Source organism: Variovorax brevis, assembly GCF_030317105.1.
In the GTDB taxonomy this organism is placed as follows: Bacteria; Pseudomonadota; Gammaproteobacteria; order Burkholderiales; family Burkholderiaceae_C; genus Variovorax; species Variovorax brevis.
The window spans coordinates 219,601-242,436 of record NZ_JASZYG010000002.1; the positions used below are offsets into that span (position 1 = coordinate 219,601).

Genomic DNA, 22,836 nt, shown 5'->3' on the forward strand with positions numbered 1-22,836 from the left:
GGCTTTCCTTACTTGATGAATGAGGCGTCGTATGTCGCCGCGAGGTTGTCCGGTGCCTTGCGGATCACCCCTGCCTCCAGCAGGATCTTCTCGGCATCCTTCATGAAGGCCGTGAGTTCGCCCGCGAAGAACTTCTGGTTGGCCGCCTTGTCCTGCCAGCGCAGGTAGGCCGACGACTTGGCGAACTGCTCGCCGCTCTGCTTCACGGCCGAGCCCATGATTTCATTCGCCTTGGCCGGGTCGGCCTTGATCATGTCCAGCGCCTCGAAGTACGAATTGGTCAGCGCCTGCGCCGCCTTCGGGTTGGCCTTGAGCCAGGTCGGCGCGCAGCCCACCGTGTCCATCACCATCGGGTAGTCGAGCGTGGTCGCAAGGATCTTGCCCGCGTCCGGGTTGGCGCGCACGGTGGAAAGATAGGGCTCGTAGGTCATCGCCGCGTCGTTCTGGCCGGCGACGAAGGCGGTGGCGGCGGGTTGCGGTTCCAGCGAAACCAGCTTCACGTCCTTGAGCGACATGCCGTTCTTGCTCAGCATCCAGGCCAGGCCGAAATACGGCGCGGTGCCGGGGGCGCTGACGCCGATCGCCTTGCCCTTCAGGTCGGCGAAGGTCTTGACGTCATTGCGCACGGCCAGACCGTCGGCGCCGTAGGACTTGTCCATCTGGAAGATCTGCACGATGGGCACGCCGTTGGCGTTCCAGGCGACGTGCGTTTCAACCGTGGTCGCGGCGCACTGGATGGCTTCCGACGCCAGGGCCAGGTGGCGGTCTTTTTGCGGAATCATCTTGAGTTCCACGTCCAGGCCGTTCTTCTTGAAGATGCCTGCCTTGTCGGCCAGCGTGAGGGGCGCAAAGCCCGTCCAGCCGGACATGCCGAGCGCAATCTTTGTCTCTTGCGCGTGCACGGCGCCCGCGGCGCACAGGCCCGCGGCAAGAAGGGTGGCAACTTTGAAAAAAACCGTTTTGACCATGGAATCTCCTGGGTTCTGACTAGAAAGTGAGCGGATTGTGTCCGCTTGCCTCAACTTGTCTATACAGGGTAAGCCCTGTGTGCGCTTTCGGTGCGCCGCCATTAGGAAAGTGCACCATTATGCTGTCTATACAAGTTGCTGCCAAGCGGCCGTCGCTTCGTTGCAAACGGCATGCCAGGAGTCGAGATCTTTCCTTTCGATATGAAACTGTCTCGACGATCAAGGGTTTGGCTTCTCGCCGTCAAAAAGACATGGGCTGGGCGCCTTGGGCGAGATCACGCCGACGGTGTACTCCCCTCCGCGAATGTCCCCCGCCGTCAGCCCGCGGCTGCCGGCTCCTCCTTGATTTCGCTGCGTGGAGCACACCGCCGGCCTGATCCGGACGCGCAGTGGTTGATCTACCCGCACAACGCGGCGTGTCCGGGGACGAGGGCATCGGGTGTTCCCCGCAGCGAAATCAAGGAGGAGCCGAAGGCGGGGGACATTCGCGGAGGGGAATACCCGGGGGCCTCGGCACGCGCCCCAACCTCCATCTCGCGTTTGGGTCGAGGGTCTCCCCGGCGTTCAGGACCGTACAAGCGCCAGCGCCGCACGCCCCGCAAACGCGGCCGCCTCCCCCAACTCCGCCTCGATCAGCAGCAGCCGGTTGTACTTGGCCATGCGGTCCGAGCGGCACAGCGACCCCGTCTTGATCTGCGTCGCCGCGGTGCACACGCTGAGGTCGGCAATCGTCGTGTCCTCGGTCTCACCCGAGCGATGCGACACCACCGAGGAATAGCCCGCCTCCTGCGCCATCGCGATGGCCGCCAGCGTCTCCGTCAGCGTGCCGATCTGGTTCGGCTTGATCAGGATCGAGTTGGCCGCGCCGCGCGCAATGCCTTGCTGCAGGATCCCGGTGTTGGTGACGAACAGGTCGTCGCCAACCAGTTGCACGCGGCGACCCAGCCTGGCGGTCAGCAGTTCCCATCCGTCCCAGTCGGCCTCGGCCATGCCGTCCTCGATGGTGACGATCGGGTACGCGTCGACCCATTTGCCGAGGTAGTCCGCGAACGCGGCGGAATCGAAGCGCTTGCCCTCGGACGCGAGTTCGTAGAAGCCGTTCTTGTGGAACTCCGAACTGGCAACGTCCAGGCCCAGCGCGATGTCCTGCCCGGCCTTGAACCCGGCAAGCTCGATGGCGCCCAGGATCACTTCGATGGCCGCCTCGTTCGAGGGAAGGTCGGGCGCAAAGCCGCCTTCGTCGCCCACCGCGGTGGACAGGCCGCGGCTCTTGAGCAGCGCCTTGAGCGAATGAAAGACCTCGACGCCCCAGCGCATGGCTTCGGAAAAGCGCGGCGCGCCGACCGGCACGATCATGAACTCCTGCATGTCGACGTTGTTGTCGGCATGCGCACCGCCGTTGATGATGTTCATCATCGGCATCGGCAGGACCGGTGCGCGCGCGCCACCCAGCTGGCGATACAGCGCTTGCCCGCTCGACGCGGCCGAGGCCTTGGCCAGCGCCAGCGACACGGCGAGGATGGCGTTGGCACCCAGGCGCGCCTTCGTCGGCGTGCCGTCGAGCGCGATCATCGCGCCGTCGATGGCGGCCTGGTCGTGCGCGACGCGGCCCACCAGCGCCTGGTGCAGTTCGTGGTTGACGTGGCCCACCGCCTTCGTCACGCCCTTGCCGAAGTAGCGCTTCGGATCACCGTCGCGCAGCTCGATCGCTTCGCGTGCGCCGGTGGATGCGCCGGAGGGTGAGGCCGCGAACCCACGCGAGCCATCGGACAGCAGCACTTCCGCGGCGACCGTGGGATTGCCGCGCGAGTCGAGCAGCTCGAAGCCTCGAACCTGTTGAATCGTTGTCGTCATGTGTGAAGCGTCCGTTCAGATCTGCGCGATGCGCAGGAGGTTGGTGGTGCCGGAAGTGCCGAAGGGCATGCCGGCCGAAATGACGATGGTCTGTCCGGCCTCGCCGAAGCCTTCTTTCAGCGCGGTGCGGCTGGCCAGCTCGCTCATCTCCGGCACGTCGACGACTTCGTGGCACAGCACCGCATGCACGCCCCAGGCAAGGGCCAGGCGCCGGGCCGTGGCCAGGCGCGGCGTCATGCCGATGATGGGCGCGCGTGGCCGTTCGCGCGCCATGCGCAGCGCCGAGTAGCCCGAGCTGGTGTAGGCCACGGTGGCGGCCGCATTGAGCAGGCCCGTGATGTCGCGCATCGCGCAGCCGATGGCATCGGCCGCGTGCGACAAGGGCGCGGCACGCGAGGAGTCGATCGCGGTGCGGTAGTTCGCATCGCTCTCGGTGTGCGTAATGATGCTGCTCATCATCTTGACCGCCTCGACCGGGTAGCGGCCGCTGGCCGATTCGGCGGACAGCATCACCGCATCGGCGCCTTCGTAGATCGCGGTGGCGACGTCCGAGGCCTCGGCGCGCGTGGGCACCGGCGCGGCGACCATCGACTCCAGCATCTGCGTGGCGACGATGACCGGCTTGCCTGCACGTCGGCAGGCGCGAATGATCCGCTTCTGGATCGATGGCACCTGCTCTGCCGGCATCTCGACGCCGAGGTCGCCGCGGGCCACCATGACGGCATCCGTCTCGGCCACGATCGCATCGAGCGACGCAATGGCGGCCGGCTTCTCCAGCTTGGCCACGATGCCGGCACGGCCACCGACAAGATCGCGCACCTCGATGATGTCTTCGGCGCGCTGCACGAACGAGAGCGCCACCCAATCGATGCCGAGCGTCAGTCCGTAGGCCAGGTCTGTGCGGTCCTTCTCGGTCAGGGCCGACAATGGCAGCACCACGCCCGGCACGTTCACGCCCTTGCGCTCGGACAGGTTGCCGCCGTTCACCACGCGGGTGTCGGCAAAGTCCTTGCCGAATTTCTCGACGCGCAGGCGCAGCCGGCCATCGTCGAGCAGCAGGTCGGTGCCGGTTTCCAGTGCGGCAAAGATTTCCGGGTGAGGCAAGGCGACGCGCTCCACATTGCCGGGCGTCTTCGCGTCGAGATCGAGCCGGAAGGCCGCGCCTTCGACCAGCGTCACCGGCCCTTGCGCAAAGGTGCCGATGCGCAGCTTGGGCCCTTGCAGGTCCAGCAGCACGCCGATGGGCCTGCCCCTCTCACGCTCGACCTCGCGGATCAGCTCGAGCCGGCGCTTGTGGTCTTCGTGCTTGCCGTGGCTGAAGTTCAGCCGGAACACGTCGGCGCCGGCGTCGAAGAGCGCCTGGATGGTCTGGTAGTCGTCGCTCGCCGGCCCGAGGGTCGCGACGATCTTGGCTTGCTTGCTTCTGCGCATGTCGGTTCTTTCAATGGGCGCCGTCGGTGATCACGATGGCGCGGAAGTCGTTTACGTTGGTCAAGGTCGGGCCGGTGATCACCGAGTCGCCGAGCGCCTCGAAGAAGCCGTGCCCGTCGTTGTCGTCGAGGCGCTCACGCGGCCTCAGGCCCTGCGCCCAGGCGCGGGCCAGCGTGTCGGGTGCCAGCCATGCGCCGGCAATCTCTTCCTGGCCGTCGACGCCGTCGGTGTCGCCGGCCAGTGCGTGGATGCCCGGCTCGCCGTTCAGCGCGATGCCGAGCGCGAGCAGGAACTCGACGTTGCGTCCGCCCCGGCCCTTGCCGCGCAGCGTCACCGTCGTTTCGCCGCCCGAGAGCAGCACGCAGGGCGGCGCGACGGGTTGCCCGCGGCGTGCCACCTGCAGGGCGATGCCGGCCAGCGTCCTGGCCACCTCCCGTGCCTCGCCTTCGATGGCATCGCCCAGGATGAAAGGCTGCACCCCGGCATCGCGTGCCACCCGCGCTGCCGCCTCCAGCGCCATTTGCGGCGTGGCGATGAAATGCGTTTCGATGGGCGGCAGGCGCGGGTCGCCGGCCTTCAGCGTTTCGCCCTCCCCGCTTTCGAGCAGCGCCAATGCGCGCGGCGGCACGTCGATGCCGTAGCGCTTCAGGATCTGCAGCGCGTCGGCGCAAGTGGTCGGGTCCGGCACCGTCGGGCCGGAGGCGATGTCGATGGGATCGTCGCCCGGCACATCCGACAGCAGCAGGTTGACCACGCGCGCCGGATGGCAGGCCGCCGCAAGCCGTCCGCCCTTGATGGCCGACAGGTGCCGGCGCACGCAGTTCATCTCGGTGATGCTGGCGCCGCTGGCCAGCAGCGCGCGGTTGAGCGCCTGCTTGTCGGCGAGCGTGAGGCCCGGCAGCGCGAGCGGCAGCAGTGAAGAGCCGCCGCCGGAAATCAGGCACAGCACCAGGTCATCGGCCGTCAGCCCCTGGACCCGGTCCAGCACCCGCCGTGCGGCCGTCTCGCCGGCTGCGTCGGGCACCGGGTGCGCGGCTTCGACGATCTCGATGCGTTCGCAGGGCACGGCGTAGCCGTATCGCGTGACCACCAGGCCGCTGAGCGGGCCTTGCCAGTGATCCTCGACGGCGCGGGCCATTGCGGCCGAAGCCTTGCCGGCGCCGATCACCACCAGCCGGCCCTTGGGGGCGGCCGGCAGGTGGCGCGGCACGCACAGCGCGGGCTGCGCGGCGGCCACCGCGGCGTCGAACATGGCGCGCAGCAGGCTTCGTGTCTCGGCGGCGTTCATGGCGCGGATCCTTGGGCCGGCTTCAGGCTGCGATGCGGACAGCGGACGGGTTCGCCGCTTCGGCCGGCGCGAGCAGCGGGCGCACCTTGTCGTCGTCATCGCCTTCGTAGAGCTCGTGCAGGTCTTCGGGGTCGCTCTTGCCGTCCAGCACTTGCGTGAGCTTTTCGCGGTCGACGGCGCCCACCCAGCGGGCGATGGCGACGGTGCCCACGGCATTGCCGATCGTGTTGGTGATGGCGCGGGCCTCGGACATGAAGCGGTCGACACCCAGCAGCAGCACCATGCCGGCGACCGGGATCTTGCCCATCGAGGCCAGCGTCGCGGCCAGCGTGATGAAGCCGGAGCCGGTGACGCCCGCCGAGCCCTTGGAGGTCAGCAGCAGCACACCCAGCACGACGAACTGGTCGGTCATCGTCAGCGGCGTGTTGGTGGCTTGGGCGATGAAGATCGCGGCCATCGTGTAGTAGATGCACTGGCCGTCGGGGTTGAAGGTCAGGCCGGCCGGCACGACCAGGCCCACGACCGGCTTCGACACGCCCGCATGCTCGAGCTTGCGCATCAGTTGCGGCACCACAGATTCCGATGAGCTCGTGCCGAGCACGGTGAAGAGTTCGTCCTTGATGTACTTGAGGAACTTCCACAGGCTGAAGCCGGAGATCTTGGAGATGGCACCGAGCACCAGCGTCACGAACAGGAAGCAGGTGAGGTACATCGTGCCCATGAGCTTGCCCAGCGACAGCACCGAGCCGAGGCCGTACTTGCCCACGGTGAAGGCCATCGCGCCGAAAGCGGCGAGCGGTGCGAGCCGCATGATCATGCCGACCACCGAGAACACGCCGTGCGTGAAGGAGTCCAGGAAGTCCACCACCGGCTTGGCACGCGGCCCGATGTGCGAGAGCGCCACGCCGAACATCGTGGCGAACACGAGGATCTGCAGGATGTCGTTCTTGGCCAGCGCATCGACGATGCTGGTCGGCACCAGGTGCAGCACGAACTCGATGAAGCCTTCGGGCTTGGCGGCGGCAGCCGTGTAGCTCGCGATGGCCTTGGTGTCGAGCTGCGTGGCATCGATGTTCATGCCGTGACCGGGCTGGAACACGTTGACGACGACCAGGCCGAGCAACAGCGCAAAGGTCGACAGCACCTCGAAATAGATGAGCGCCCGAACGCCGACGCGGCCGAGCTCTTTCATGTTCTCCATGCGGGCGATGCCGAGCACCACCGTCGCGAAGATGATCGGTGCGAAGACCATCTTGATGAGCTTGATGAACACATCGCCGAGCGGTTTGAAGTCGCTCGCGATGTTGGGCATGAAGACGCCAAGCAGCACGCCGGCGAACACGCCGATGAGCACTTGCACGTAAAGTTTTCCAAGGAAGCGGCGCATGATTTGTCTCCGGATGAGGGGGTGTTGGCGCGAGCAGGCCCCTGCGGCGCTTGGCGGCCGCTTCGGGTCGAGGCGCGGCGCGCGGCACCGGCCTCTTCAGGAAAGGTTGAAAGCCCCGGCGTCAGGCCTTGGGGCAGGTCGGGTCAGGCAGCTTTGCGCTGGCCGCTGGCGGCGACCTGGCCGCACACCGCCTTGGTGACGTCGGCCGTGGTGGCCGTGCCGCCCAGGTCACGCGTGTGCAGCGTCTTGTCGGCGGTGACCTTCTCGATGGCGGCCATCACGCGTTGCGCGGCTTCCGTTTCACCGAGGTGCTCCAGCAGCATCACGACCGACCAGAAGGTGCCCACCGGATTGGCCAGGCCCTTGCCCATGATGTCGAAGGCCGAGCCGTGGATGGGCTCGAACATCGAGGGATAGCGATGCTCGGGGTCGATGTTGCCGGTGGGTGCGATGCCCAGGCTGCCCGCCAGTGCTGCGGCCAGGTCGCTCAGGATGTCGGCATGCAGGTTGGTCGCGACGATGGTGTCGAGCGAGGCCGGGTTGTTGATCATGCGGGCCGTCGATGCATCGACCAGTTCCTTGTCCCACTTGACGTCCGGGAACTCCTTGCTGATCTGCAGCGCGATCTCGTCCCACATCACCATCGCATGGCGCTGGGCGTTGCTCTTGGTGATGACGGTCAGCAGCTTGCGGGGACGCGACTGGGCCAGCTTGAAGGCAAAACGCATGATGCGTTCGACACCGGCGCGGGTCATCATCGACACGTCGGTGGCGGCCTCGATTGGATGGCCCTGATGCACGCGGCCGCCGACGCCGGAGTATTCGCCTTCCGAGTTCTCGCGCACGATGACCCAGTTGAGGTCATCCGGGCCGCAGCGCTTCAGCGGGCCATCGATGCCGGGCAGGATGCGCGTCGGGCGCACGTTGGCGTACTGGTCGAAGCCTTGGCAGATTTTCAGGCGCAGGCCCCAGAGGGTGATGTGGTCGGGGATGTGCGGGTCGCCGGCCGAGCCGAACAGGATCGCGTCCTTGTCGCGCAGTGCGTTCAGGCCGTCGTCGGGCATCATCACGCCGTGCTCGCGGAAGTAGTCGCCGCCCCAGTCGAAGTTTTCGAATTCGAACTTGAAGTTGCCGCTGCCTGCGGCCAGGGCTTCGAGCACCTGCTGGCCGGCAGGAACGACTTCCTTGCCGATGCCGTCGCCAGGGATGGTTGCGATCTTGTACGTCTTCATGGTGTGTGTCTCCGGGTGGTTGGGGGTGGAGTAAATGTAAGAACTCGACATCCTTTCCAACCGGGCCTAAAGTGAATCCACCGTTAACCTGGATTCAACAATGACGACGACGAAGTCCGCTGAAGTGCAGCCGGTCGACCTCGGCTTCTTCTCGACGCTGGCCAGTGCCGGCAGCCTGAGCGCGGCGGCGCGCGAGCTGGGCGTGACCACGCCGGCGGTGAGCAAGCACCTGGCGCTGATGGAGTCGCGCATCGGCGTGTCGCTGATCAACCGGACCACACGGCGCATGAGCCTCACGCCCGAGGGCGAGCTGTACCTCGAACACGCGCGCCGCATCCTCAGCGACATCGACAGCATGGGCGAGTTGCTGGGCGCGTCGAGGGCGACGCCGAAGGGCTTGCTGCGCGTCAACGCAACACTCGGCTTTGGTCGCAGCCATGTGGCGCCGCTGATTTCGAAGTTCGTTCGCAAGTACCCGCAGGTCGAGGTGCAGTTGCAGTTGTCGGTCAACCCTCCGCCCTTGACGGAGGATTCGTTCGACGTGTGCATCCGATTTGGCGCGCCGCCGGATTCGCGCGTGATCGCGCGGTACATCGCGGCCAATCGACGGCTGCTCAGCGCGGCGCCGGCCTACCTGGCCAGGCACGGCATCCCCAAGGTGCCCAACGACCTCACGAAGCACAACTGCATCGGCATCCGCCAAGGCGAAGAAGCCTACGGCGTGTGGCGCCTGTCCAGCGGGCGCGGCCGCACCGCCAGCGTCGAAGCCGTCAAGACGCGCGGCAACCTCGCCACGAACGACGGCGAGATCGCGGTGAACTGGGCGCTCGATGGCCACGGCATCCTGATGCGTGCGGAGTGGGACATCGAACGCTACCTGCGCAACGGCCGGCTCGTGCAGGTGTTGCCTCAATACTTCACGCCGGATGCGGACATCCATGCGGTGTATCCGCAACGGCATCAGTTGGCGGCGCGGGTGCGGGCGTTTGTTGATTTCGTGGCGCTGACGTTCAAGCAGCAGGAGGCTGCTTCGTAAGTTGCCGGTGCGGCACGTTGAATGTCTTCATGCCGCATCACGCAGCTCATTTGCGAAACTGCTTCGCAGCGAACGCCCACACCATCCGTGACGCATCCGGCCCCTTGCCGTCGCTGAAGGCCTGCGCCGCGCCGCCGCTCCACGCGTGCCCCAGCCGGTCAACCTCCACCAGGGTCGCGACGGTTTTGCCCCTGCGCTTGAAATCGGTCACGCTCGTCGGATACCGATTCCCGCGCTGCACACTGCGCACGGTGTTGGATGTCGCCCCCGCCGCGTCGGCCCACGCCTGGGCTGCAGCATTGCCGTTGGACGCCACGACCACCCTGTCGAGGGCGCCGTGAATCACCATCAAGGGCGGCCACGCGGCGGTGATGGTCGCGAGCGTGACCGGCACGGGCTTGGTGGAGCGATGGCCGTGCATGGCACCCAGCGCCGAGAGGGCTGAGCGCGCAGACCACGGCGGAATTCCCGAGTGCATCACGACCGCGCCGAAGCGCTCCGGGTGCCTGGTCACCAGCAAGGCCGCCATGCTGGCGCCGGCCGAGAGTCCCGCCACTGCGATGCGTGTTCGATCCACGCCGTACATGAGGCAGACTTGATCGATCGCCTTCATGATCAATCCGGCTTCGCCGTAGGCGCGGCCCGATGAGGTGTCGAACCAGTTCCAGCAGCCTTGCGGATTGGACACGCGGTCCTGCTCCGGATAGAGCACCATGAATCGTTCGCGTGCCGCGATCCGGTTCATGCGGGTGCTGGTCGCGAAAGTCTTTGCGTCCTGACCGCAACCGTGCAGCATTACCATGAGCGGCAAGCGCTCGCCGAATTTCACCCCCGGCGGGCGATAGAGCTTGAATCGCCGCATGCCTGCAGCGCCCATCGCCACGCCGGAGATCCATTGCCCCGCGCCTGCCGGCGGGCGTCGCTTCTCGATCACCGGCTTGACGGCCAGATCCACCGCTCGCGTGCTCGCGCGCATGCTCATGCGCGTGAACGCCTCCATGCTGCGAGCGAAGATGCCGGTCCATGCGCCGGCCTTCTTGCGCCGCGCCATCAGCGTCGGGTCTTGCGCTTTGCCTTCGCAGCCGCAAGGGCCGTCTTGCCACTCCAGAAATCGACGATCTGCCTTGCCGCTTCGGCTTGCGCCGCGCCGACCTGACGCTTGGCAGCACCCGTCGCCTGGCCGCGCGCCGATGACATCGACTTGTTCGCCGCGCTGAGCCACATGCTCATCAGCGGGTTTCTCTTCGTCCAGGGATTTCTCATGGCGCTGCTTTCATCTTCTTGACCAATGGCCGACGAGCGCACTGTGAACGGTGTAGTGGATGCGGCAGCGCAGCATTGCGCGCGACAAGCTGTGGCCGGTGTCCTACGTCGCGCGCTGATCGGACAAGCGTGAAGACCATGGGCCTGTGCTTGGCGGCATCTGCGGGGTTTTCGGCTCAATTTGGTGCGCGTAAGGCATGGCGCCACGAGTGATCACCCCGCGCGCCGCACCTCCATCACGCCCTGCCCGGTGGCCTGCTCATAGACCGAAGGCACCTGCGTGGCCAAGTGCAGCAGGATGCGAGGCGCTTGGGCCTTGATGACCCGCCGCAACAAGATCCCTCCCGCGACCAGCAAGGCTCCCGTCCACAGGTGGCCGAGCAACGCCATGACGATGCCCGGGCCGATCATGGCAATGGCCAGCGGGGTCGCGAAGGTGCGGTGGGCCACGAAGGGCCCCGCCAGGGCAGGATTGACGATGACCCGAAAGCGTCCATGCGGCAGGCCATGGCGGAACTCTTCGAAGGCGATGTACTCGGCAGTGTCTTGCGAGTCGGTAGGTGGGGTCATGGGTGCTTCGGCGCCGCGCGAACGAGGCGCAGGAACTCCATCATCAGCGCCGAGGCGTTTCGCTGCTCGCGTACGCGTTCTTCTTCCACAGAGGGGTCTGTGCCGTGCAGAAACCGGGCGCACGAAACGGGCCCATCGCGCAGGTATCCCTCCACGGCTTCCCCGTCGCAAAAGCGTCGCTCCAGCACCGCCAAGGCCTCCTCGATCGCATCGGCGTGCCTGCCAACTGCCAGGCGCGCTCCGAAGGTGGCAGCGACCGCTTGCAGACTGCCGGCATATCGCATGACGTGAAGGAGATCGGCCGCGTCCTTGTTCTCATGGCGATCGTTGAAGGCCAGTGCCTTGAGCACGATGAAGCTCACCTCATCGGCGAAACGCACGGTCTCTGTCGCAACGCCGCCGCCATCCAGAAGCTCAGCGGTGATCTCCTTTTCGGCGAACCATTCGTGCACGATCCCGGCATGCCGGATCGCCAGCGCCGAGATCTTCTCGTTGTCCACGGTGGAGACATCGCCGGCGGGCAACGCCTCGTTGGCATCGCGGAGAAACTCCACCACGACGAACTCATGCGCGGTCACCTGTCGCTGCCATCGCCAGCTGCTGGCTTGTCCCTTCTCGTTCACGGCGCGCTTGAAGCCACGATCCTTGAGTTGCTGTGCAAGCGTCTTGTAGGCCTCGCCTTCGGCCAGCAACTGGATGTTCAGCACGATGTCGACGTCTGAAGTTCCCGCGTGCGGCGGCACGTCCGGCGCACGCGCCGGCGTGAGGTAGCGCGGCACGAGGCCGCCGACCAGGCGCAGCGTGTGCTTCAACGTTCCGAAGCCCCGCAGGAGCGTGACAAGGGTGCGCTCGCAGGCGAGCGTGTGGCCTTCGTTGTAGCCGTCGGCAGTGAGGGGCTTGGCAGGGGGCACGATCAAATCTTCAGGAGGGTGGAGCGCAGCTGCGCTGCGAGTTCCTTGTTGCGGCCGCGGTCATCTTTCAGGAGGTCGAGATAGATGACGTAGGGACTGGCCAGCGGGGTGTCGGGGTGGTCTGGATCGGGCCGGCGGAACAGGCCGCTCGCGCCGCTGCGCTCGATGAACGTCAGGTTGGCGCCTTGGTCGGCACGCTTGGCGCCGGCTGCCTCGGCCAAGCGTGCGGCGCTGCCCGCTGGCACGATCAAGTCCACGGTGTCGACAGCGGTCAGCAGGGGCGCCAAGGCATTGCCGGCCGCGGCGCCAGTGATCGCCCAATCTTCAAAGCCGGCGCTTTGAAGCGCTTGGGCCACCGTGTCGGGCAGCAGGCGCGGATTGGAGGCGAAGAAGAACCAGCGTGAGCGCGCCTCCTTGCGTGCCTTCCAGGCCTCGGCCCATGCATCGAGCAATTGCGCCGGCTGCAGGAGGCGGCGCCGGGCGGTGCGCCCTCCGCCTTCGGCCTGTACCCACTCCATGCGCTCCAGTTCGCTCAGAGTCCGGGACACCGTGAAGGCGGAAGTCTGCGCCTGTAGTGCGAGGTCCTTGCCCGTGATCCAGGCGCCTTCGGAATGCAGCAACGCATGGACAACTTGTTCTCGCGCGCCGGAGAAGAGCGACAAGGGGCGTGAACGCGGCGGCGGCGCGGCCCGGCGCTCGATATCGACCACGACAGTTCCGTGGCGCAGGAAGAGGCTGTCGCCGGCGTCGTAGAAAGCGACGTTCCGCCCGCGCAGCAGGTGCCGTGCGCCCGGACTCAAATGCTGGGCGAGCACCACCGGCAGCACATTCTTCTCGGGGGAAAGGGTGCGGGCGTATTCATCCAGACGCCACAGCGCGTTCTTGATGTCGCGTGGATAGCCCTGGCGCAAGATTTCGATGGCGAGCCAGACGGGAGGTGCGACATCTTCCAGGGCCAGCAGCGCGTCCAGCCGCTGAGTGCCCTCGAGCGCCTGGAACGAGACCGCGAAGTGGCGCTCGGGCGCTACCTTGAAGGAGGTCGCTTCTTGCAACGCCCGGACGAAAGCCTCGACCAGTTCCTTGTCCGAATCGCCGTTTTGAGGTTTTTGCTGCACAGCCAAGTGGATTCTATTTACTAAAGTTTAGCTGAATTCGCAATATTTGCTGCGCAGCTAATCGTTCTCTTGCACATCTCTGCGACCGATTCAGGTCTCGCCAAAAGTCCGGGTAATCCTGATATCCCCAGTCCGCTTGTCGGACAAAGATCGCGACCAGCAAAACCCGGCAACCCCGCGGAGGTAGCGTTGGCGATTGAGGCTCCAGCAAGCACCGATGTGTTTCGTCGTCTGAACGCCGAGCCGGCTTACAAGGCGGTGTCCGGCACGATCGAGCGCGCGATTCTCGACGGCAGCCTGCCGCCGGGCACCGCCTTGCCGACGGAGCAGGAGTTGGCCGAGCGCTTCGGCGTGCACCGCTCGACGGTTCGCGAGGCCATTCGCCGCGTCGAGCAGGAGGGGCTGCTTCAGCGGCGCGAAGGGCGGCGGCTCTTTGTCTACCTGCCGGGCGTGCAGGACCTTGCGCCGCGCGCCACGCGCCTGCTGCTGCTGCAACAGACCACCTTCCTGGAACTGTGGGAGCTGGCTGTTTCGCTGGAACCGCTGGCCGCTCGCCTGGCGGCCCGGCGTGCCGACGCTCTCGACCTGCAAACGCTCGAAGACAACTTCGCGGCCATGGACGCAGCGGTGGACGACGAAACGCTGGTGCGCCTGGACGTCGAATTCCACGCCCTCCTCGGCCACGCCAGCCACAACCGCGCGCTCATGCTGGCACGCGAACCGGTGGGCCTGCTCTACAGCCCCACCTTGCTGCAACTCTTCGCGCGGCTGCCGCAGGCCAAGACGCGCAACCGCGCCGCGCACCGGCACATCCTCGACGCGCTGGCAAAGCGCGATGCAGACCGTTCTGCCGAATGGATGCACAAGCACATTGTCGATTTCCAGCGCGGCTTCGCAATGGCAGGGCTGGACATGGCCTCTCCCATCGCAGCGCCACAAGCCGCGCCAGCAGTTCCGGCAACAGCAAGAGCAACTTCAACGACAGGAGACAAGAGATGACGACGAGACTTTCGCCAGCAGGCCAACGCACTCCCCTTCGCAGCGCCACGCTGTCCGCACTCGGACTGGCCGCGGCGCTGTGCACATCCGGTGCGCAGGCGCAGGAGACCTTCAAGATCGGCATCGTCAGTTTCCTGTCGGGCCAGGCGGCGGAGAGCTTCGGCATTCCGGCCGTGAACGGCGCCAAGGTGCTGGTCGACGCCTTCAACAAGGGCGCTGCGCCCGCGCCCTACAACAAGGTCGGCTTCGGCGGCATGAAGATCGAGGCGGTGTACGTCGACGAGAACGGCGGCGCCACCAAGCAGGTGCAGGAACTGCGCAACCTCTATGACCGCGAGAAGGTCGACGCGGTGGTGGGCTACGTCGGCTCGGGCGACTGCCTCGCGGTGGCGCCGGCGGCCGAAGAGATGAAGAAGTTCCTCGTGTTGTATGACTGCGGCACGCCGCGCATCTTCGAGGACAACAAATACAGCTACGTGTTCCGCACCGCCTCGCACGCGACCATGGACAACGTGGCGCTCGCCCGCTACATGAAAGCGCGCAACGTGAAGGCCGACACCTTCAACATGATCAACCAGGACTACGCGTGGGGCCAGGACTCGAAGAAGGACTTCACCTGGTCGATGGAAAAGCTCTACCCCAACGCCAAGCTCGGCGAAGACCAGTTGCCCAAGTTCGGCGCCGGCCAGTACGGCACCGAGATCTCGGCGTTGATGGCCAAGCAGGCTGACGTCACGCATTCGAGCTTGTGGGGCGGCGACTTGCAAGCCTTCATCCTGCAGGCCGGCCCACGCGGCTTGTTCAAGCGCACGCAGGTGGTGTTCTCCGCAGCCGATCACGTGCTGCCGGGGCTGGGCGACAAGATGCCCGATGGCGTGATCCTCGGCGCACGCGGTGCCTACGGCTTGATGTCGCCCAAGTCGGCGCTCAACGACTGGTGGTGGGACCTGTATTCGAAGGCCTACAACGTCTACCCGGTGCAGGCGCCGTACCGCATGGCGCAGTCGCTGCTGGGGCTGAAGCTCGCTGCTGAAAAGGCGATGGCGGCCAACGGCGGCAAGAAGCCGACACACGAGCAACTGGCCGAGGCGCTGAAAGGCCTGGAGTGGGATTCGCCCGCCGGCCGCATCCGCATGGCGAACGGGGACGGCCACCAGGCGGTGCAGGAAACGGCCATCGGCAAGACGCGTTACGACGCGGGCAAGAAGATGGTGATGCTGGACGACATCCAGCGCTTTCCGGCCGACTGCGTGAACCCGCCGCCGAACATGAAGTCCGAGGAGTGGATCAAGGCCGGCTTCCCCGGCGCCAAGGGCTGCCCTTGAGGCGCTGACAAGTGCACACGGCAGTCACCATCCTGATCGACGGCCTGACGTACGCGTCATGGCTGTTCATCGTCGCGCTCGGGCTCACGCTGGTGTTCGGCGTGCTCAAGATCCTCAACATCGCGCACGGCAGCTTCTATGCGCTGGGCGCGTATGCGGCGGCGAGCTTCGTCGGCTGGGGCGCGAGCCTGAAATGGGCGCCGGCGCTCTCGCTGGTGTGCATGCTGCTCGCGGCCATCGCGGTGGCCGTCGTGCTGGCACCGCTCACCGAGCGCGGGCTGCTGCGCTTTTTCTACGGGCGCGACGAGGTGCTGCTGGTGCTGGTGACCTATGCGATGTTCCTCATCCTCGAAGACGTGACCAAGCTGGTGTGGGGCGCCAATCCGTACTACGTGTCGAAGCCCTATGCCCTGTTCGGCAACCTCGACATCGGCGTGCAGAGCTGGGTGGGCTACGACTTCGCGCTGGTCGCGCTGGCGGTGATCGTGGGCGTGGCCGTCTGGTGGGGACTCAACCGCACGCGGCAGGGCAAGGTCATGCTGGCCGTGATCCACAACGCGGAGATCGCGTCGAGCATGGGTGTGAACGTGTCGCGCGTGTACATGCTGGCTTTCACGGTCGGCATTTTCCTGGCGGCGCTGGGCGGGGCATTCACGGCGCCGATGATCTCGGTGCAACCGGGCGTGTCGGTGGGCGTGATCATCGTGTCGTTCGCGGTGGTGATCATCGGCGGGCTGGGCAGCATCGAGGGTGCGGCCATCGGCGCACTCATCGTGGGGCTGGCGCGGTCCTTTGCGGTGCACGTGGCGCCGGTGGCGGAGCTGTTCTCCATCTACATCGTGATGGCGGTGGTGCTGATGTTCCGGCCCGAAGGGTTGTTCCAGCGCACGCAGACGCGAAAGATCTGACGCAATGGCCGCCGTACTCGAACCCACTTCCACTTCTTCCGCACGCCGACGTGCGCCGGTGAGCCGCGGGCGCGTTGCTGCGCTGGGCCTGCTGGCCTTTGCGGCGCTGGCCATCGCCGGCTGGTTCAGCCCGCGCTGGCTGACCTTTCTCGTCACCATGGCCGCCGCCAACGGGCTCGTGTCGCTGGGCATCGTGTGCCTGATGCGCGGCGGCGTGGTGCCATTCGGGCAGGGCATGCTGTTTGCCGCAGGCGGCTACACGGCGGCGCTCATCTACAACAAGCTGGGCTTCACCGACGCGTTGGGCCTGGCGCTGTGCGGCGGCATCGTCGCAGTGCTGATCGCCGCGCCCTTTGCGCCGCTGCTGTCGCGTTACCGCGGCATCTTCTTCGCGATGCTGACGCTGGCGCTGTCGATGGTCACCTACGGCCTGCTCATGAAGCTGGAAACACTGGGCGGATCGGACGGTTTCAACGTCGGGCGGCCCACGCTCTTCGGCAGGAAGCTGCCCGACGCGCACACGGGCTACATCATGTACATCGTCACCACGGGCATCGCGACGGCGATGGCGCTGCTGGCGCGCATCTACTTCGACAGCACGCGCGGGTTGGTGACACTGGCGGCGCGTGAGAACGAGTTGCGCGTGGAATACCTCGGCGGCTCGGTGCGACAGGCGATGACGATCAACTTCATCCTCGCGGCGTTTTGCGGCGGGCTCGGCGGCGCGCTGGCGGTGATGGCGCTCGGGCACATCGAGCCGAACTTCAGCTTCTGGACCACGTCCGGCGAATTCGTCTTCGTCGCCATTCTTGCGGGATGGCAAAGCGTCGCGGCGGTGTTCCTCGCGAGCACGGTGCTGGAGGTGGTGCGTTCGTTTTCCAGCGCGTACTTTCCCAACACCTGGCAGCTGGCGCTGGGGCTGTTCCTGTTGTTCGTGATCCGCTTTTTGCCGCGCGGACTCGGCTCGTTGTGGATGAAGAAATGAACGCGTTGCTTGAAGCCCGCGGGGTCAACAAACGCTTCGGCGCCGTGGTCGCTGCCGCCGACATCGACATCGCCATTGCCGCCGGCGAACGCGTGAGCCTGATCGGCAGCAACGGCGCCGGCAAGACCACCTTCGTCAACATGATCACCGGCTACCTGAAGCCCGACGAAGGCCGCATCCACTTCGACGGCCGCGACATCACGCCGTTGGCGCCGCGCGCCATCACGCGGCTGGGCGTGGCGCGTTCCTTTCAGATCCCGCAGCTGTACGGCGACCTCACGGTGCTCGACAACATGCTGGTGGCCAACGCGTGCCATGACCAGCGCCTGAGCTTCTGGCAACCGGCGCACCGCGGCGAGGCCATCGACCGCGCCGATGTGCTGCTGGAACGCTTTCGTCTTGCCGACCACCGCGAGCGCCGCGTGGCCGAGTTGCCCGGCGGCGTGCGCAAGCTGCTCGACATCGCGATGGCGCTGACGGCCGCGCCCAAGCTGCTGCTGCTCGACGAGCCCACCAGCGGCGTGTCGGCCGAAGAGAAGTTCCCGATGATGGAAACCATCATGGCCGCGCTCGGCCACGAAGCCATGACGGTGCTCTTCGTCGAGCACGACATGGACATCGTGGAGCGCTACGCGAGCCGCGTGGTCGCGTTCTACAGCGGCCGCATCATTGCCGACGGGCCACCGCAAGAAGCGCTGGCCACCGACGACGTGCGCCGCTACGTCACCGGCGAATTGCTGCAGGAGTAAAGACGATGCTGCACATCGAGAACCTGCATGTGGCAATCCAGTCGGTGCAAGCCTTGCGCGGGCTGTCGCTCGATGTTGGCAGCGGCCAGATGGTCGGACTGGTCGGCCGCAACGGCGCGGGCAAGACGACGCTGATGCGCGCGGTGATGGGTGCCTTGAAACCATCGAAAGGCCGCATCGTGTTCGACGGCCACGACCTGGCCGCGATGCCGGCCCATGCGCGCGCGGCGCTGGGCATCGGCTACATGCCGGAAGACCGCGGGCTGGTGCCCGAACTCACCGTGGAAGAGAACATCCTCGTTCCGGTGTGGGTCAACAAATCGCTGGTGGAGTCCGAGCGGTTGGCGCTGGTCTATGGCGTGCTGCCGGAATTGCACGAGATGCGCTCGCGCCGCGCGCTGCTGCTGTCGGGCGGGCAGCAGAAGCTGGTGGCGCTGGCACGGGCATTGGCGGTGGGCACGCGGCTCTTGCTGCTCGACGAGCCCTTCGAAGGCGTGGCGCCGGTGTTGTCCAAGCGGCTGGGTGAAGTCATCGCCGGACTCAAGGGCAGCGAGGTGTCGGTGCTCATCGCGCAGAGCGACCTCAACCACTCGCGCCGCATCGTGGATGTGGAAGTCGTCATCGAGCGCGGCGCCAACGCGATGAGGGCGGCGGCATGAGACGCCGGGCCGTTCTCGAGGCGAATGCCGTCGCGCGCAGTGCGGAGGTGACGCCATGAGCCATTGGCGGGACTTTCCCGTTCCGCAAATGCGGCGCGAGGCGCTGTATGGCGATCGCATCGTGCGCTGCTTTGCGGAGCGTCCACAGAGCCTGTATGCGATGTTCGAGCACGCGCGTGCCACCCGCGCGGAGCACGATGCCATCGTTTGCGAAGGCCGGCGATGGAGCTATGCGCAAACGGGTGAGGCGAGCGATCGTTTGGCAGGCGCCTTTGCCGCCAAGGGCATCGCGAAAGGCGACCGCGTGCTGATGCTCGTCGGCAATCGCCCCGAGTTCCTCTTCGTGCTGCTCGCCCTGCAACGCATTGGCGCCATCGCCGTGCCGGTCGGCATTCGCGAGCAGCGACCCGGCCTCACCTACATCGCCAACCAGTGCGGCGCGAAGGCCATCGTGTACGACGACCCGCTCGCGGATCGCGTTCCCGCAAATGGCGATGCGCCGGAACTGCGCCAGCGCATCGCTGTGTCGCTGCTCGCCGCGCTGGCCGCCGAACCAAACGCGATCCCTGCCCCGGCCAGCACGGCAGAGACCGACGTGGCGGTGATCCTCTACACCTCCGGCACCACCGGCTTTCCCAAGGGCGCGCTGCTCACGCACCTGTCCATCGTGCATTCGGCGCTGCACTTCCAGTCCTGCATGCGCCTGCAACCGGAGGACCGGTCCGCACTCGCCGTGCCGGCCAGCCATGTCACCGGCCTCGTCGCCATCATCGCGGCGATGTGGCGCGTGGGCGGCGCCGTGATCGTCGTGCCCGAGTTCAAGGCCGAGCCCTTCGTGCAACTGATGGCGCAGGAGCGCGTGACCCACACGCTGATGGTGCCGGCCATGTACCAGCTGTGCCTGCTCTCGGACGGCTTCGGCCGCGAAGACCTGTCGCGTTGGCGCATCGGCGGCTATGGCGGCGCGCCGATGCCGGTGGCGACCATCGATGCACTCACCGCGCGCTTGCCCGGCCTGACGCTCATCAACTCCTACGGCGCCACCGAGACCACCTCGCCCACCACCATGATCCCGGCCGGACTCACGCGCGAGCACGCCGATTCGGTCGGCGTGCCGCTGCCCGCTGCCGAGGTCCGCGTGATGGACGACGAAGGCCGCGAAGTCGCACCCGGCGAAACCGGCGAGATCTGGATCGGCGGCCCGATGGTCGTGCCCGGCTACTGGAACAACCCCGAGGCCAATGCTGCATCGTTCACGGCCGGCTTCTGGCATTCGGGCGACCTGGGTTCCATCGACGCGCAAGGTTTTGTTCGCGTGTTCGACCGCAAGAAAGACATGCTCAACCGCGGCGGCTACAAGGTCTACTCGGTCGAGGTCGAGAACGTGTTGATGGGCTTTGCCGGCATGGTCGAAGCGGCCGTGGTGGGCAAGCCCTGCCCCGTGCTCGGCGAGCGCGTGCATGCCTTCGTCTATCCCACCGCACTGCCCGTCGATGTGAACGCCGCCGAGGCCGCGCTGCGCCGCCATTGCGAAGAACGCCTGGCCGACTACAAGGTGCCCGAGAGCTTCACGTGGAGCACCGAGCCCCTGCCGCGCAACGCCAACGGCAAGCTGATGAAACGGCTGATGCGCACCCGGATTTGAGTTTCCTGTTTTCCAGTCTTTGCTGAACGGTTCAGTGAAGGTGTCTTTCAACCAACAGGAGAAGAAGCATGAAGGGGATTCGAAGCAGTCTGATCGGCGCGGCAGCGCTGTCACTCAGTCTTGGCGTGGCGGCCCAGGCCAACTGGTATCCGAGCAAGTTCGGCGCGAATGACGAGATCGGCGCGGCCAACTACCTCACGCCGGCGGTGGCCCTGAACGCGGCCAAGCTCGTCAAAACCGGCAAGGTCTATTCGCTCGGCATCACGGTGAGCACGACGACACCGGCCTTTCCGCCACGCACCTGCGCCATCTACATCGTGCAGCCGGGCCAGACAGGATCTGCCGAAGGTCTCGGTCCGACGCACACCACCTACAACGACGACATCCTCAATTGCTGGAACGGCATCGGCACGCAGCTCGACGGCCTGGGCCACATCGGCGTCGGTGACCGCTACTACAACGGCAACAAGTGGGCCGAGTTTGCGACGATGGGCGGCCTGAAGAAGATGGGCACCGAGAAGATCCCGCCAATGGTTGCGCGCGGCGTGTTGCTGGACATGGCCGCACACTATGGCGTCGACGTGGTCAAGGAAGGCACGGCCTTCAACACCGCCGAGATCGACGCCGTCGCGAAGAAGCAGGGCGTGGACATCAAGCAGGGCGACGTGGTCATCTTCCACACCGGCTGGCTCAGCCTGATCGACAAGGATCCGAAGCGATTCGGCTCTGTCGAGCCCGGGCTGGGCCGTGAAGGTGCACGATACCTGGTGTCCAAGGGCGTCGTGGCGGTGGGCGCGGACACCTGGGCGGTCGAGGCCATTCCCTTCGAGAAGGATGGCGACAAGGACGGCGGCATCTTCGGCGTGCACCAGATCCTGCTGCCCATGGGCGGCACCTACATCCTAGAGAACATCAACACCGCAGAACTGGCCAAGGACAAGGCCTACGAATTCATGTTCGTGCTCGGCCAGAACAAGTACCAGGGCGCGGTGCAGTCGATGATCAATCCGGTGGCGATTCGCTGAGGGCGTTGCGGCGCGCGTTGGAGGTCCGGGAATCCGGGCGGCAGCGCGCGCCGGTGAGATCGACGTTCACGCGCTATTGCCGCAAGATTTTTTCCATCGCCTTTCCCTTTGCGAGTTCATCGATCAGCTTGTCGAGGTGGCGTATCTTTTGCATGAGCGGATCGTCGATGTCTTCCACGCGAACACCGCAGACCACGCCCTTGATGAGCGAACTGTTCGGGTGAATGGCGGGAGCTTGGGCAAAGAAGGCTTGAAAATCGGTTCCCTGTTCGATTTGCCGATTCAGTCCAGCCTTGTCATACCCGGTCAGCCAGCAAATGATGTGGTCGACTTCTCCTTGGGTACGACCCTTGCGTTCCGCCTTCAGAACGTAGAGCGGATAAACCTTTGCAAATGATGTCGCGAAAATTCGGTGCTCGGGCATCGTGATTTCTCCTGTGTGTCGGGTCCCGAAGCGCATGCTGCCCCGGCATGCCGAAGCGCCGCGAGTTCTTCAACGGCTCAGTCCAATCCGTGGTCTCGCCGCAAGTGCGCCACCAACTGGCCCATGGATTTTGGTCCGCGCCCGACCAGGTCAACGGCCTCGGGCCTGCGAGTCGTGGGGTCATGCTTCTGGGCCCACGCGCTCATGGCGACGATCACGGGCAGGAGATCGAGCCCTTTTGCGGTCAGGCTGTAGATTGCCTTTTGCGCGTGTGTCGGATCGTCTTGCCGCGTGATGAGTCCGTTGTCGACGAGCGCGTTGAGTCGGGCTGCCAGGACATTGCTGGCAATCGATTCCTCGGACTGCAGGAATTCGCGGAAGTGGCGCTTGCCCGCAAACATCAGGTCGCGGATCACGAGCAGCGTCCATCGATCGCCAATGATTTCGAGTGCCGTGCTGATCGGGCAGGTGGAGCGCTGGTCCTGTCGCATGATTTCGATTCTAGACCGGTTGCATATCAGAAGCAGTAGCGCGAGAATAGTGATCCTGAATTGCAACCAGAAAGGCCTCCGATGACTTACCGCCGTTATCAGGGCAGCTGCCACTGCCAGGCTGTGCGCTACGAAGCCGGGTTCGACCTGTCCGCAGGCACGAACCGCTGCAACTGTTCGATTTGCAGCAAGGCGCGGGCATGGTTCCTCTTCGTGCGAGGTGACGCCTTCAAATTGCTTGCCGGAGAGGACGCGCTGAGCAGCTACGAGTGGGTTCCTCCCGGACGGACAGAAGCGGGGCTCACCTATCGCTTCTGTTCGCGATGCGGGGTTCGCTTGTACGCCACGGGTGAGTTGCAGCAGCTCGGCGGCCGCTTCTACGCGCTGCACGTGCCCACGCTGGACGATGTCGACCGGGAAGAACTCGCGAACGCGCCTGTGAACTTCATCGACAACGCGCACGACAGGTTCGACAGGGCGCCCGCCGATACGCGCCTGATGTGAGTCGGCGGCCGCGAAGGCGCCACGTCCCATTTTTCCCGTGCCGGGAAAGGTGCCCGCCGGCCCTGCC

At 65.8% G+C, this 22,836-nt stretch carries 23 protein-coding genes; 10 read left to right on the forward strand and 13 right to left on the reverse strand.

The window, feature by feature from the left end:
• Positions 1 to 8: 8 nt before the first annotated feature.
• From QTI66_RS05665 to QTI66_RS05690, 6 genes are all read right to left on the reverse strand, one after another.
• The gene (locus QTI66_RS05665) at positions 9 to 968 is read right to left on the reverse strand and encodes an ABC transporter substrate-binding protein (protein WP_286558043.1); all 960 of its coding nucleotides are present in this window, start codon (positions 966 to 968) and stop codon (positions 9 to 11) included.
• Positions 969 to 1,532: 564 nt separating this feature from the next.
• On the reverse strand, positions 1,533 to 2,822 hold the full coding sequence (eno, locus tag QTI66_RS05670) for a phosphopyruvate hydratase (RefSeq protein WP_286558044.1): 1,290 nt from the start codon (positions 2,820 to 2,822) through the stop codon (positions 1,533 to 1,535).
• A gap of 15 nt (positions 2,823 to 2,837) precedes the next feature.
• Positions 2,838 to 4,253, reverse strand: coding sequence for a pyruvate kinase (pyk, locus tag QTI66_RS05675; protein ID WP_286558045.1), 1,416 nt, complete (start codon positions 4,251 to 4,253; stop codon positions 2,838 to 2,840).
• Between the two features lie 10 nt (positions 4,254 to 4,263).
• On the reverse strand, positions 4,264 to 5,541 hold the full coding sequence (locus QTI66_RS05680) for a glycerate kinase type-2 family protein (RefSeq protein WP_286558046.1): 1,278 nt from the start codon (positions 5,539 to 5,541) through the stop codon (positions 4,264 to 4,266).
• A 22-nt stretch (positions 5,542 to 5,563) separates the two neighbouring features.
• Complete coding sequence (locus QTI66_RS05685) at positions 5,564 to 6,931, reverse strand: dicarboxylate/amino acid:cation symporter (RefSeq protein ID WP_286559018.1); 1,368 nt, start codon at positions 6,929 to 6,931, stop codon at positions 5,564 to 5,566.
• Between the two features lie 140 nt (positions 6,932 to 7,071).
• Positions 7,072 to 8,160, reverse strand: coding sequence for a tartrate dehydrogenase (locus QTI66_RS05690; RefSeq protein ID WP_286558047.1), 1,089 nt, complete (start codon positions 8,158 to 8,160; stop codon positions 7,072 to 7,074).
• A gap of 100 nt (positions 8,161 to 8,260) precedes the next feature.
• On the opposite strand from QTI66_RS05690, the gene QTI66_RS05695 reads away from it, so the two are divergent.
• Positions 8,261 to 9,196, forward strand: a complete 936-nt coding sequence (locus QTI66_RS05695) for a LysR family transcriptional regulator (RefSeq protein ID WP_286558049.1) — start codon at positions 8,261 to 8,263, stop codon at positions 9,194 to 9,196.
• A gap of 46 nt (positions 9,197 to 9,242) precedes the next feature.
• On the opposite strand, the gene QTI66_RS05700 is transcribed toward QTI66_RS05695, so the two are convergent.
• The 5 genes from QTI66_RS05700 to QTI66_RS05720 all read right to left on the reverse strand — a co-directional run bounded on the left by QTI66_RS05700 (position 9,243) and on the right by QTI66_RS05720 (position 13,055).
• A complete protein-coding gene (locus QTI66_RS05700; RefSeq protein WP_286558050.1) occupies positions 9,243 to 10,247 on the reverse strand; it encodes an extracellular catalytic domain type 1 short-chain-length polyhydroxyalkanoate depolymerase in 1,005 nt (334 codons plus the stop codon).
• Positions 10,247 to 10,426, reverse strand: coding sequence for a hypothetical protein (locus tag QTI66_RS05705; RefSeq protein WP_286558051.1), 180 nt, complete (start codon positions 10,424 to 10,426; stop codon positions 10,247 to 10,249). The genes QTI66_RS05700 and QTI66_RS05705 overlap by 1 nt, the downstream gene beginning before the upstream one ends.
• A gap of 246 nt (positions 10,427 to 10,672) precedes the next feature.
• Entirely contained in the window at positions 10,673 to 11,029 is a 357-nt protein-coding gene (locus QTI66_RS05710; protein WP_286558053.1) for a hypothetical protein, read from the reverse strand.
• The gene (locus tag QTI66_RS05715) at positions 11,026 to 11,940 is read right to left on the reverse strand and encodes a hypothetical protein (protein WP_286558055.1); all 915 of its coding nucleotides are present in this window, start codon (positions 11,938 to 11,940) and stop codon (positions 11,026 to 11,028) included. The genes QTI66_RS05710 and QTI66_RS05715 overlap by 4 nt, the downstream gene beginning before the upstream one ends.
• Before the next feature lie 2 nt (positions 11,941 to 11,942).
• Complete coding sequence (locus tag QTI66_RS05720) at positions 11,943 to 13,055, reverse strand: type IV toxin-antitoxin system AbiEi family antitoxin (RefSeq protein WP_286558059.1); 1,113 nt, start codon at positions 13,053 to 13,055, stop codon at positions 11,943 to 11,945.
• Positions 13,056 to 13,274: 219 nt separating this feature from the next.
• On the opposite strand from QTI66_RS05720, the gene QTI66_RS05725 reads away from it, so the two are divergent.
• The 8 genes from QTI66_RS05725 (at position 13,275) to QTI66_RS05760 (ending at position 21,350) form a co-directional block, all read left to right on the forward strand.
• Entirely contained in the window at positions 13,275 to 14,054 is a 780-nt protein-coding gene (locus tag QTI66_RS05725; protein ID WP_286558061.1) for a FadR/GntR family transcriptional regulator, read from the forward strand.
• Positions 14,051 to 15,379, forward strand: a complete 1,329-nt coding sequence (locus tag QTI66_RS05730) for an ABC transporter substrate-binding protein (RefSeq protein ID WP_286558062.1) — start codon at positions 14,051 to 14,053, stop codon at positions 15,377 to 15,379. The genes QTI66_RS05725 and QTI66_RS05730 overlap by 4 nt, the downstream gene beginning before the upstream one ends.
• An 11-nt stretch (positions 15,380 to 15,390) precedes the next feature.
• Complete coding sequence (locus QTI66_RS05735) at positions 15,391 to 16,287, forward strand: branched-chain amino acid ABC transporter permease (RefSeq protein WP_286558063.1); 897 nt, start codon at positions 15,391 to 15,393, stop codon at positions 16,285 to 16,287.
• A gap of 4 nt (positions 16,288 to 16,291) precedes the next feature.
• Positions 16,292 to 17,272, forward strand: coding sequence for a branched-chain amino acid ABC transporter permease (locus tag QTI66_RS05740; RefSeq protein ID WP_286558064.1), 981 nt, complete (start codon positions 16,292 to 16,294; stop codon positions 17,270 to 17,272).
• A complete protein-coding gene (locus tag QTI66_RS05745; protein WP_286558065.1) occupies positions 17,269 to 18,021 on the forward strand; it encodes an ABC transporter ATP-binding protein in 753 nt (250 codons plus the stop codon). The genes QTI66_RS05740 and QTI66_RS05745 overlap by 4 nt, the downstream gene beginning before the upstream one ends.
• A 5-nt stretch (positions 18,022 to 18,026) precedes the next feature.
• Complete coding sequence (locus QTI66_RS05750) at positions 18,027 to 18,680, forward strand: ABC transporter ATP-binding protein (protein WP_286558067.1); 654 nt, start codon at positions 18,027 to 18,029, stop codon at positions 18,678 to 18,680.
• A gap of 55 nt (positions 18,681 to 18,735) precedes the next feature.
• A complete protein-coding gene (locus QTI66_RS05755; protein WP_286558069.1) occupies positions 18,736 to 20,325 on the forward strand; it encodes a class I adenylate-forming enzyme family protein in 1,590 nt (529 codons plus the stop codon).
• Positions 20,326 to 20,393: 68 nt separating this feature from the next.
• The gene (locus QTI66_RS05760) at positions 20,394 to 21,350 is read left to right on the forward strand and encodes a cyclase family protein (RefSeq protein ID WP_286558070.1); all 957 of its coding nucleotides are present in this window, start codon (positions 20,394 to 20,396) and stop codon (positions 21,348 to 21,350) included.
• 73 nt (positions 21,351 to 21,423) lie between these two features.
• Here the strand turns inward: QTI66_RS05760 and QTI66_RS05765 are convergent, their stop codons facing one another.
• Both QTI66_RS05765 and QTI66_RS05770 read right to left on the reverse strand, forming a co-directional pair.
• Complete coding sequence (locus QTI66_RS05765; protein WP_286558072.1) at positions 21,424 to 21,774, reverse strand: DUF2200 domain-containing protein; 351 nt, start codon at positions 21,772 to 21,774, stop codon at positions 21,424 to 21,426.
• A gap of 77 nt (positions 21,775 to 21,851) precedes the next feature.
• Positions 21,852 to 22,265 carry a winged helix-turn-helix transcriptional regulator gene (locus QTI66_RS05770; RefSeq protein ID WP_286558073.1) on the reverse strand — a complete coding sequence of 138 codons (414 nt, stop codon included), beginning with the start codon at positions 22,263 to 22,265 and terminating at the stop codon, positions 21,852 to 21,854.
• Between the two features lie 81 nt (positions 22,266 to 22,346).
• On the opposite strand from QTI66_RS05770, the gene QTI66_RS05775 reads away from it, so the two are divergent.
• Positions 22,347 to 22,769 (forward strand): GFA family protein, encoded by a 423-nt coding sequence (locus QTI66_RS05775; protein ID WP_286558075.1) that lies wholly within the window; start codon positions 22,347 to 22,349, stop codon positions 22,767 to 22,769.
• Positions 22,770 to 22,836: the final 67 nt, after the last annotated feature.